8 protein-coding genes and 2 pseudogenes are annotated in these 11,432 nt (G+C 44.3%); 5 read left to right on the top strand and 5 right to left on the bottom strand.

Annotation, left to right across the window (positions count from 1 at the left end):
- Nucleotides 1-385: 385 nt before the first annotated feature.
- The 5 genes and pseudogenes from BXY_RS09220 to BXY_RS23525 form a co-directional block, all read left to right on the top strand.
- Entirely contained in the window at nt 386-1,069 is a 684-nt protein-coding gene (locus BXY_RS09220; RefSeq protein ID WP_008642667.1) for an energy transducer TonB, read from the top strand.
- Nucleotides 1,070-1,174: 105 nt separating this feature from the next.
- Nucleotides 1,175-1,798 (top strand): hypothetical protein, encoded by a 624-nt coding sequence (locus BXY_RS09215; protein ID WP_015531739.1) that lies wholly within the window; start codon nt 1,175-1,177, stop codon nt 1,796-1,798.
- 44 nt (nt 1,799-1,842) lie between these two features.
- Nucleotides 1,843-2,406 (top strand): cob(I)yrinic acid a,c-diamide adenosyltransferase, encoded by a 564-nt coding sequence (locus BXY_RS09210; protein ID WP_008642670.1) that lies wholly within the window; start codon nt 1,843-1,845, stop codon nt 2,404-2,406.
- A 73-nt stretch (nt 2,407-2,479) separates the two neighbouring features.
- Nucleotides 2,480-2,701: a DUF2795 domain-containing protein gene (locus tag BXY_RS09205; RefSeq protein WP_002558131.1), complete on the top strand. Its 222-nt coding sequence runs from the start codon at nt 2,480-2,482 to the stop codon at nt 2,699-2,701.
- A gap of 171 nt (nt 2,702-2,872) precedes the next feature.
- Nucleotides 2,873-2,983 (top strand): annotated as a pseudogene (locus tag BXY_RS23525) (IS982 family transposase); the annotation flags it as partial.
- Between the two features lie 222 nt (nt 2,984-3,205).
- Here the strand turns inward: BXY_RS23525 and BXY_RS09200 are convergent.
- From BXY_RS09200 to BXY_RS09180, 5 genes and pseudogenes are all read right to left on the bottom strand, one after another.
- On the bottom strand, nt 3,206-6,052 hold the full coding sequence (locus BXY_RS09200; protein WP_008642671.1) for an alpha-galactosidase: 2,847 nt from the start codon (nt 6,050-6,052) through the stop codon (nt 3,206-3,208).
- A 56-nt stretch (nt 6,053-6,108) separates the two neighbouring features.
- Nucleotides 6,109-7,119 (bottom strand): annotated as a pseudogene (locus tag BXY_RS09195) (alpha-L-rhamnosidase-related protein); the annotation flags it as partial.
- Between the two features lie 19 nt (nt 7,120-7,138).
- Nucleotides 7,139-8,362, bottom strand: a complete 1,224-nt coding sequence (locus BXY_RS09190; RefSeq protein WP_134993558.1) for a glycosyltransferase WbsX family protein — start codon at nt 8,360-8,362, stop codon at nt 7,139-7,141.
- Between the two features lie 232 nt (nt 8,363-8,594).
- Nucleotides 8,595-10,874 (bottom strand): beta-glucosidase BglX, encoded by a 2,280-nt coding sequence (gene bglX / locus BXY_RS09185; protein WP_008642674.1) that lies wholly within the window; start codon nt 10,872-10,874, stop codon nt 8,595-8,597.
- Nucleotides 10,875-10,890: 16 nt separating this feature from the next.
- The coding region (locus BXY_RS09180) for a beta-galactosidase trimerization domain-containing protein (RefSeq protein ID WP_208946794.1) at nt 10,891-11,432 on the bottom strand (542 nt) is incomplete at its 5' end.

Below are 11,432 nucleotides of genomic sequence, written 5' to 3'. Positions count from 1 at the left end.
ATCTATTAGTGAAAAGGAAGTTTATATGAACTTATCTATTAATAGTTCAGGAAAGAAATAGCTGTTCCTTTGAATGTGATAAGTGGTGAAAGATGAAAGATTGGGTGATTAGCAAAGATTTATTCTAGTGTGCTTTGAAAGACATATATTCAAGGACTATTGTTGACAGGAATGGGCAGGTCGCCTGATATGAGGATTAATTCATAAATTTTATCGAAAAGAAGAGAAAAGAATAAAATAAACAAGGGGCGTCGTAACAACCTATCCATAAAAAGACTATATTTATTGCAGCGAGAGAGCACTTTAAGTAATGCTTAAGAGGAAAAACGAAAAGTAGTATATATACTATATATTTTCTATTATTAATTACTTAAACACATTTTTTATGGAAGCCAAGAAATCAAAAAAGGCTGCAATTGAGAATCAACGGGGTTCTTGGTTGTTGATGGGTTTGGTTGTTGCGCTAGCCTTCATGTTCGTTTCGTTCGAATGGACACAACATGATGTCAGAGTTGCAGCACTATCACCAGATGATGAATCCATCTTTGTAACAGAGCTAGTTCCGATCACATTCCTTGAAGAGAAACTGGAACCGCCTCCTCCTCCCGAAACTAAGGTAACAGAATTGTTCGAAATAGTGGAAAACAATATGGAGGTGACGGATAACGTTTCTACAGTGTCAGAGGATATGAATGCAGTTCATGACGTTATTTGGATACCACCAGTGGTAGAAACAGAAACGGTAGTTGAAGACATTATTCACGTAAGTGTTGAAGTCATGCCGGAGTTTCCTGGAGGTACAGCTGCTTTAATGAAATATTTAGGTAGCAATATCAAATATCCGACGATTTCGCAAGAAACTGGTTCACAAGGAAAAGTCATTGTTCAGTTTGTAGTAGATAGAGACGGAACGATTTCTAATCCTGAAGTGGTGCGAGGGGTTGATCCTTATTTGGATAAAGAAGCTATCCGCGTGATAAGTTCTATGCCGAAATGGACTCCCGGAGTGCAAAATGGTAAGAAAGTTCGAGTGAAATATACTGTGCCTGTGTCATTCAGACTGCAGTAGTAACTTGGAATAAATGAATAAGGGTTGGTTCCTGCAAAGAACCAACCCTTTTTCAATAAAAAAATATATCTTTGTCGGGAGAATAAAAATACGAATGATTGTTTTATGAATCTTCTACTCTGTATAAAAAGACCTTTTATCTGGCTTTCCCGCTTCCGTCATCGTTGCGGATATGGTGTCCATTCCCCATTTGCTTTCAGTCTCATTACCGATGTAATTTATGAGAAGATGCCTTACTATGCTTATTCTTCCTTGAAAGAAGAACAAAAAAAGATGGTAAGAGAGTGTGGGTGGACCAAAGGTTCTCAAAAGGTAAACCGTTTTTTGTTCCGGTTGGTAAATAGAGTGCAGCCTGATACGATTATTGAGGTTGGGCGTCCTTCCTCGACAGCCCTGTACTTACAGTCTGCTAAACCATCGGCTTCTTATCTCTTTGCTTCCGATTTGTCGGAACTGTTTCTGGATGCGGATACTTCAGTCGATTTTCTGTATCTGAACGATTACCAAAATCCGGACTTATTGGAAGAAGTATTTCGGGTTTGCGTACACCGTACTACCCTTAAAAGTGTATTTGTAGTCCATGGTATCTGCTATTCCAAAGAGATGAAAGTGCTTTGGAAAAAGTGGCAGGCTGACGAAAGGGTCGGAATAACTTTCGACCTGTATGATGTCGGTTTGCTATTTTTTGATAAAACGAAGATAAAACAGCAGTATATCATCAACTTCTAAGAACCTTTGTACGTTTACCATCTATAATAGTAAAAAAGAAAGTTATGAAAAAGAGCCTTGTATATACAAAGACCGGAGACAAAGGAACTACCAGTCTTGTCGGCGGAAGTCGCGTTCCAAAGACTCATATCCGCCTGGAAGCTTACGGAACGGTGGATGAATTAAATTCTCACCTGGGATGGCTGCACACTTATCTGCAGGAGGAGTCCGACCGGGATTTTATCTTGAGTATTCAACATAAGTTATTCGCCATCGGTTCACACCTGGCCACCGACCAGGAGAAAATGCAACTGAAACCCGCCAGTATCATTACCCCCGAACATGTGGAAAGTATCGAGCGGGAGATTGATAAGCTGGACGAGCAATTACCCGAACTTTGTGCTTTCATCATTCCCGGCGGAAGTCGTGGAGCAGCCGTTTGCCATGTTTGCCGCACGATTTGCCGGAGAGCTGAAAGACGCATTCTGGCTTTGTCCGAAACTTGTACAATTTCTCCCGAAGTATTAGCTTTTGTCAACAGATTATCAGATTATTTGTTTGTATTATCCCGAAAAATTAATTTTGATGAACAAAATAATGAAATATTTTGGGATAATAGTTGGAAATGATAGATTTTATTATACTTTTGCCGAAAAATAGAAAACGAGACAAATTTAGTATTCATTTTAAATACTCAAGATTATGTATTGGACATTGGAATTAGCATCAAAACTTGAAGATGCTCCCTGGCCGGCAACCAAGGATGAATTGATTGATTATGCCATGCGTTCGGGTGCTCCTCTTGAAGTTATTGAGAACCTCCAAGAGATGGAAGATGAGGGCGAAATCTATGAGAGTATCGAAGATATTTGGCCGGATTATCCTAGTAAGGAGGATTTCTTCTTCAACGAGGAGGAGTACTAACATCCACAGATAAGCTAAATAGTTAAATATCAGTGCGATAAACAATAGAAATTTGTTTGTCGCACTGGTGTTTTATACTCTTTGATGGTGTAGTTTATTTGTCTAAAGTTCCATATCTTTGTTTCTCCTCAAGAATATTGGTAAAAGGAATTCTAAGACTTGGTAAGTCTTTTCTCCTTTTTTATTGCAAATTCCTTGTCGGCTATCGCTGCATACTGTTTCTTTGAAAGGAAACCCGCCATTGATGTGAGGTTTATCAATGACGGGCAACTGACTATTTTTTCCACATTTCAGGTATTCCTTCATAAGTCACATATACTCCTTTTTCCATGGGGAGAGGAGCGAGTTTTTCCAGAACGTTTTTCCATGACTCTTCTGGAGGTAAGCCAAGGCGTTCTCTCCATTTTGGGTTTAAACTGAAATTCTTTATTCATACAACTGTAGTTTCTCATTAATTGGAAACTATACAGTTGTAAATAATGGAAGAATGAAGCACCGGGGGCATTAGAGAACCCTATATATTGCTTCCGCTATCTTCTTCATGCCTTCGTCGTCGGGATGTGCGATGATGAAATCCTTGGTTACAGTATATGGCTTTCCGTGTATGTCATAAAGAGTGTCTCCGACTTTCGGACGTGAATCATACAAGCGGTCTATCCAGTCAATCGGAATGAAAGTGAGTCCATGCATATGCGCAGCGTTGATGATGGCACGTTCTTTTTCCTCATCCTTCCAGAAACAACCGGTGATGACTACTTTGTCTGCTTTCCGCTTGCAATATTCCACCAATCGGAGGATACCTGATTTGAATGCTTCCTTATCTTGTACGTTTTCTCCCAAGCGGATAACAATCACATCCTTGTCCGTAACATGAGTGCCAATCAGCGAGTCGATATTGCAATTCAGGTTACGTTCCCAATAAGCGATGTTCAGCGGGGTAACCACTGTGCCGGGACGGTTTTGCGAGAGCATCTTCTCCAATTGATGGCAATAGTCGTTTTCTTCTTTGGATGCTGCCATGCCCCATTCGGAGAACCATTCGATGTCCGCTTTATATTCGTGGCGGGTGATAGAGTTGCCTAAGCAAAGAACACGTAACGGAGGGCGTTGTTCTATCCGGTTGTCGGAAAATGAGGGAGTTACTTCTTCCAGATAAAGCACGCGGCTGGCATATTCGTTTTGTTTCGAAGGTTCCACTCTGTGGGTAGAGGGAATTTCCAGTCCGTTGTCATTCAGATATGCACCGCTGAAACTTTTACCTTCAAATTTCAAAGGTTCAGTGTCGATGCGGTTCAGCTCATGCACCTTATAATATTTGTCTGGAGCAAGTCCTGCCATCTTCACCCGTGGCAAGTGCCGGTTGCAGAAATGTTCCGTTTTCCACCAGTAGAATACGGCTTTGTCCTTTTCTGGCGATACATACATCAGCGAAGCTGCGCCCTGTTTGTCATACGGAGAAAGTAAACGGTAAATATCTCCGAACTGTACGACGGGACGTATCGTCTTGTATTCGGCAATAGCGTTTCTGCACAATGCCTTTTCCTCTTCCGTCATATTCTTGGGCTGTATTTCCATACCTAATCGTCCGCTCATCGCTACATCAATACGGAACTTCAACGGAACGGAACGCGATGTCTGATGGTTGGGGCTTGCGCTGATATGCGCCCCCATGCCGATGGCGGGGAAGAAATAGGAAGTGCCCCATTGGATGTAGATACGCTGAAGTGCATCCGTATTGTCGCTTGTCCAGAATTCGTCGAAGTAGGGCAGTACACCGTAGTTGACACGTCCGCCGCCGCTGGCGCAAGCTTGTATCGTCAGTTGCGGATAGCTGGCGCGAATGCGTCGGCACACGTTCTCAAAACCCCGGTGGTATTCGATGTTCAGGTGGCTTTGATTGTCTTTGGTCAGGTATTGCGAACCTTGGGTGATGATGGACATATTGGCGTCCCACTTGATATAATCAATGTCGGGATAGGAATTCATCAGTTCGTCCACCGTCTGTACGATAAAATCCTGCACTTGCGGGTTGGAGAGGTCGAGCACGACTTGTGTGCCGCCGCGGGCGCATACCACTTCCCGTTCGGGTGCCTTGATAATCCATTCGGGGTGCTTTTCGTACAGTTCGCTTTTGGTATTAGCCATTTCCGGTTCCAGCCAGATGCCGAACCGTATGCCGTGTTTCCGGGCGTTGTCAAGTAATGATTGCAGTCCGCCGGGGAGTTTGGTCTTGTCTACGGTCCAGTCGCCTAAGGCATAAGAGTCGTTTTTGCGCGGATATTTGTCGCCGAACCAACCGTCGTCCATTACAAACAGTTCGCCTCCCATGGCAGCGATATCACCCATCATCTGGTCCATGCCCTGTTCGTTGATGTCGAAATAGACGCCTTCCCAACTGTTCAGCAGAATTTTGCGGGGAGTGTTCCCGTTGGCGAGTTTATGCAGGCGTGCCCATTGGTGGAATTTCCGGCTGCATCCGCTCATCCCTTCATCGCTGTAGGTTAGTGCCAATGCGGGGGTGCGGAACACTTCTTCTTTTTTCAGGTTGTACCAGGAGTTTTCTTCGTTGATGCCGGCGAGGAAATGGTGCCAGTCGTCTTCTTGCGTGTCAATACGCAGTTTGTAGTTGCCGCTGTAGCAAAGCGCTGCGCCGATGACGCGTCCCGTGTTCTCCTGCGGTTTGCCGTCGAGCGAGAACATCACTTCTGCATGTGCCGATTGGGAGTTGCGTACCCCGTCCGTGTTTTTGATGACTTTCATACCCGGTTGCAACGCTTCCTGGCAGAGTTGTCCTTCGTTTGCCCAGGCACCGGAAAGATGTGACAGCCAGACATTGCCGCGGCGGACAGGCAAGTAGGCAGAAGCAAACTGCTGAAGTTGGACAGGCTTCTTCTCTTCGTGACGGATTTCAGTCCATGTCTCGATGACATCTGCATCCTGCCATGCTTTGTAGCAGATGTTGACGAAGAAAGGATACACTTTGTCTTTCAGTTCTATCACCGTCAAAGTGGCATTTTCTTTTGTAAGGCGTGTTTCTTTTACGCCTATGACTGCCATTTGAAGTGTCAGGTTGCCGTCGGCATGGCGGACAGACAATGCCGTTTCGCATGGATACCCCATTCCATAGACGGGATAAGCATTTCTTCTGCGTGCTGTTTCACAAATGCTTCGGATATCCGCATCGGAGGTGCGTGAGCCGTAATACAGTTGTTCCGGTGTACCGCCGTTTGGTACCGAGAGAAGCAACTGTGTATGGGGAGTGGATATGGTGACATTTTGCGCCGACAGAAGTGTAGACAACAGCCAGACGGAAATTAGGAAAAACAGATTCCTTTTGTTAATAATTATCATAATAGCAAATTACGTGTTTTCTATGTTTACTAATGGAAACTTTTTGTATAAAGTGGATTCTCACATGAAGGCCAATCAAGAAAGCGACCTTCATTATCATTGAATTTTTCAAGTCCGTCTTCTCCAATTCTCGTCATTATAAGTTGCAACAAGTCACATAGATGGCCTTTTTGTTCTTTCAAATAATCCAAGTTGCCTTGATAAAGATACCAGTCTCTCTGAATCAATATCCACCAAAGAGAATACGTACACATTGTCATCCATTGGGGAAGTGGTGTAGAGTCACGGATCAAGTCGAGGCTTTTGGGGATCACTTCATTATACCCAAAAACCGTATTGACTGTCATCACTTCGGGATGCAAGTCTCTAATCCAAACCAAGCGGTCACGTTTTATCCCATCCCAGATATAATCTTGCATATTCAAATGCACCGTATAAGCTCCAGTTTGCCATATCTGATTCAAGCGTTCGTCATTACATCGGAACGAACCTTTGTAAGGGATATCTTGAAAAATAGAAATAGCCCGTATCTCTTTGAGGTGCAATTCTGCAGAATCGTCCAAAAGGTCAATCCGGGCAAACCGGAAACCGGAATTCCCGACTTCCAAGACCCCAAGCCAAGGTACACTAATAACAAAATCACGCATAGCATGATCGTTTGTCGCTCCATTCACTTCGTCTATGTCACACATAGCTTCGCTTACCGACTCTCCTAAGCGAACACGAATAGTAACAGGAGCATGTGAGGCTGGCATACCGGTGACAATTTGTAAGCCGCCTTGCAATTCCTTTCCGAAATCGAAAAGAATAGCAGGATGTTGCTGCCCGGTACTCGAAAGTTTACAGAGTTCATTATTCACAAGATTTGCTTGTCCATGCCCTGATCGGAGTAAATATTCTGCTCCTTGTATTAGTTGACTCTCCTGTTGCCAAACAATGCGTATCGGAGAAAGATACTCCCGTACATGGCTATCACGTTGTTGAGCAGATGATGTGACAACATGGAATAGAAAAATAGGAATGAGTACTATTATCTGACATTTTTTATACAGCATCAATTTTTCCATTATTTAGTAATTCGCATTTTTAGGGCTTGTAATCATATTCACCATTTATTACCCGTTTTACGGCATTCAAGTAACCATAACCATGCTTCATATCGGGCAAGAGATAACTTCCTTCCACCCATTCATTCCACGAGTTGATTGTAATCAGTTTGGGGCGGTCGGGGCGTTGGTCTACATATTCTTTCGTCTTCTGCAAGAAAGCAGCAAAACTTTCTGGCGAGTCATTGTAATGAACCACTTCTTTGGCTGTTTTATTCGGGAAACGCGGGGTGTCATCCCATCCTATTGATGCATTTGGGAAGAATGGCACACCCAATGAATCCAGTTTCGCTGTCCATTGATCGCGACGTTGCATGGCTTTTGTACCCCATGCCAGATAATCTTCTTCGTATGGCCATCCCCAATTGTATTTTGTCACACTGTTTACTTCTGCCTTTACAACAAGTTCTATAAACTTGTCGGTGGGAGACCCGTCACCGATGAGTTGCAAGTGCAAATCAGGGAATCCTGCCTTTTTCACTTCGCTACGGAAATAATCCATAGCCTTCTTCACACCGTCTGCATTACCGAAACTTTCCAACAGTTCATGAAAACCAAATATGGAAAATACCGGACAATTGTCTATCTTGTAATAGTTGGGCTTGTGAAAGTATTGGCGTATCACTCGTTCTACAATGATTTTAAAGTTGGCCCAGTCTACCACACCGGTCCACAGACGCGAGTTGTTGTCCTTGTAACGGTGTACATTCCAATAGTTGTGTGCCACGTTATGGTTGGCCCACATCAGGTAAAACTTCATTTTTTTATTATTCTTGGCTTTCAGAAATCCATTGTTTACGGTGCTTTCTAAAAAAGGCTGTCCGTTGAACCAGTACCAATCGAAGATAAACGTATTGATGCCGTGAGCGGTTGCCACGTCAATCCATTTCTCCATCACCTGCGTGTCATCGTCCATTTCGTATCCCCACAAAGGAACCTTTGGCTGATAGTGTCCTTCGAAACGGGGATTACCTTTTTTGATAATTTCCCATTCGCCTGTACCTTCACTCCACAGTGTGTCGCGTCCCATCGGATCATTGTGACACGACGGCCAAATATAAGCTGCCACATCATATTCATCTTGTTCTTTCAACTGTCCGCTTCTTTGGGGTGTAGAGACACAGGAGCAGATTGTTGTGATAGCAACCATTAAAAGAAGAGTAAGTAAACTCCATAAATAAGTCAGTGTTCTTAAATAATGCATATCTTTTTTTATTTTAAATAGTGAATAATTTAATCTGTTCATTAAAGTAGAAGGTACACCTTGATTTCATTTAAAGGTAACGTCGCGCTGATTTCTTCCGAGTTGCAGAACTTTCCTCATAACAAAATCATAGTGTCGGCAACAATATCTTCGGCTTGTACTATGTCATGAGTGCAAGCTCGTGCGATTATAATAAGTACTCCCTACAATACAACTTTTATCAGGTGTTACTTTATTCTGCTTGGAAACTTTTAGTTTGTACATCACGGGAGTTCGGCCCTACCATAACATCAAATTCTCCGGGTTCGTAAACATAGTGTAATTCGGAATTATAGAATTTCAAGTCATCTTTCGTAATAACAAACTTAACATCACGACTTTCCCCGCTTTTCAGGAAAATGCGTTCAAAACCTTTCAACTCTTTCATTGGACGGGCGACCTCCGCGTAAATATCACGAAGGTACAGTTGTACCGTTTCATAACCATCATAGTTTCCTTTGTTGGTTACAGTGACAGATACAGTCAACTCACCATTCTTAGGCAAGGTTTCCGAGCTAATTTGCAATCCACCATAAACAAAGTCCGTATAACTCAAACCATATCCAAACGGATACAGAGGTTCATTACTCTCATCCAGATAATTGCCGGCATAACGGTTGAACACATGATTGTCGGGATCAGGACGACCTGTATTCAAATGATTGTAGAATAGCGGCAGCTGTCCCACTGAACGTGGGAAGGTAGTTGTCAGTTTGCCGCTTGGAGTGACTTTGCCAAACAATACATCGGCAACCGCGTCTCCTGTTTCGCTACCGCCAAACCAGACATTCAATATGGAATGAACATTCGCATCCTCCCAATTCAAGACCAGAGGACGTCCTGTGAACAGAAGAAGTACGACAGGTTTGCCCGTTTTCACTAAAGCCTTCAATAAATCTTGTTGTGTATCGGGTATCTCGAGGCCGGTGCGTGAAGCCGATTCACCGCTCATTTCCGCACATTCACCCAAAGCGGCAACAATGACGTCTGAACGGGAAGCCACGCGTAAAGCCTCGTCCAACAGTTGTCGGTTATCTCTACGTTCCAGCGGGCGAATACCCGTAGCAGCTTTTTCTGTTTCCGTATCATAATATATGTTGCTGCCTTTTGCATATAGAATTTCAGCCTTGTCACCCGCTGCCGCACGGATTCCTTCCAACAATGTTCTGTGGCGGGACGGTGTACATGTCATGCTCCACATACCGCACATATTATTACGTGCGTCCGCCATCGGACCGATCAGGGCAATCCTGCCTTTTTGCTCAAGTGGAAGCAGCTTGTTGTCATTCTTTAATAGAACAAATGTTTCAGCCGCAATCGCACGTGCTGCAGAACGGTGTTCAGGCGTATAAAGTTTTTCTTTGGCACGCAGGGCATCGCAATATTTATACGGATTGGAGAACAGTCCCAGTTTATATTTGGCTTCCAATACACGGCGACAAGCCGTATTAATCTGCTTTTCCGTTATCTTCTTTTCTTTCAGGGATTCCTCCAATGTATTGAGAAACCCGCATGAAACCATATCCATATCCGTTCCTGCCTGTAAAGCGCGAATGGAGGCTTCCTTCAGAGGGGCGACACCATGGGAGGACATTTCGGCTATCGAATTGTAATCTGTTACCAATAGTCCTCCGAAGCCCCATTCATTCCGGAGCAGGTCGGTCAGTAACCATTTGTTGGCTGTGGCGGGAATACCGTCAACGATATTAAAAGAGCTCATGACACTGCCTGCACCGGCGTCAACGGCAGCTTTATAAGGAGCCAGATATTCGTTATACATACGTAGTCGGCTCATATCCACTGTATTGTAATCACGTCCCGATTCGGACGCCCCATAAAGTGCGAAATGTTTCACACAGGCAAGAATCTCATCGTTGCCTTGCATATTGTTTCCCTGATAACCACGCACATACGCTTTTGCCATTAAAGAACCCAGGTAAGGATCTTCTCCACTTCCTTCTGCGATACGTCCCCAACGGGCGTCACGACAAATATCGACCATCGGGCTGAATGTCCAGTTAATACCGTCTGCGCTGGCCTCAATAGCGGAGATACGTGCCATACGTTCGACGGCCAGCGTATCCCAACTACAGGAAAGTGCCAATGGGATCGGGAAAATAGTTTCGTAGCCGTGGATAACGTCTGCACCTACAAGTAGAGGTATTTTCAATCGGCTTTCTTCTACCGCAAGGTGCTGTAGGACATTGATTTTCTGAATGCCCTTGACATTGAAGAAGCCGCCTATTTCCTGTTTGCGAATCATATCGCTAAGTTCACCGTTCATCACCGAACCTGTCACGAGATCACCGCCCGAAGGCAGGTTCAGTTGTCCGAGTTTCTCACGGAGAGTCATCCGGTCCATTAAGTCGGTAATGAAACGGTCCATTTCCCTATCTTTCCCTCCCCCGGATGGTGAGCAGGCAAAGAGAGTAAGCCCGCAAAGGGCGCAAGATATAAGATTTCTTATCTTCATTTTTCTTGTTATTGGGTTATTTATACTTGTTGTCCGATTTTTCTTTCCACACCACTACTCCCGCAGGTTCAAGGCGTGCACTGCCAATCAGTACTTCTGCCTCATCGGGAATGACTATTTCCTGAATGTCCGACGTATAATTCAAGGCGATGTAAAAACCGTCACGCCATTCCTTCACCACTCCGTACGGTAAATCTTCAGTCGGTACGCCGGCTTCCGTATATACACGACGTACTACTTCTTTCTCCAATTTGCCGTCATCGGTATCCGTTCCGATATAGGTGACCGTTCCTTTACCCAGCCTACGGTGTATCACGGAAGCAGCTCCCTTATAAAACTGGTCCGCATACACAGCCCACACATCTGTTCCGGCAGCTGGGGTTAGTACGTCCGCCCAATTGTTCCAGGCGTATTCCTCACTGCCGAAATCTACTTTTCCGTAGAGACTGTGAGGCAGATGGTCATAGTACAAGCTGTTTATTCCGGCCAGTTGATGAATAGGAGCCGCTAAAGGAGCCTCCCACAATTTGGCGTCACGGTCTTTCTGACCGGTACGGT

Source organism: Bacteroides xylanisolvens XB1A (assembly GCF_000210075.1).
GTDB lineage: Bacteria > Bacteroidota > Bacteroidia > Bacteroidales > Bacteroidaceae > Bacteroides > Bacteroides xylanisolvens.
Note: the sequence above shows the minus strand (reverse complement) of the source record. Positions and strands in the feature narration are given on the sequence as shown.

Bases quoted from the DNA above. Each gene is read 5' to 3' on its own strand.
- BXY_RS09220 (WP_008642667.1), top strand. From the start codon at position 386: ATGGAAGCCAAGAAATCAAAAAAGGCTGCAATTGAGAATCAACGGGGT.
- BXY_RS09215 (WP_015531739.1), top strand. From the start codon at position 1,175: ATGAATCTTCTACTCTGTATAAAAAGACCTTTTATCTGGCTTTCCCGC.
- BXY_RS09210 (WP_008642670.1), top strand. From the start codon at position 1,843: ATGAAAAAGAGCCTTGTATATACAAAGACCGGAGACAAAGGAACTACC.
- BXY_RS09205 (WP_002558131.1), top strand. From the start codon at position 2,480: ATGTATTGGACATTGGAATTAGCATCAAAACTTGAAGATGCTCCCTGG.
- BXY_RS09200 (WP_008642671.1), bottom strand. From the start codon at position 6,052: ATGATAATTATTAACAAAAGGAATCTGTTTTTCCTAATTTCCGTCTGG.
- BXY_RS09190 (WP_134993558.1), bottom strand. From the start codon at position 8,362: ATGCATTATTTAAGAACACTGACTTATTTATGGAGTTTACTTACTCTT.
- bglX (WP_008642674.1), bottom strand. From the start codon at position 10,874: ATGAAGATAAGAAATCTTATATCTTGCGCCCTTTGCGGGCTTACTCTC.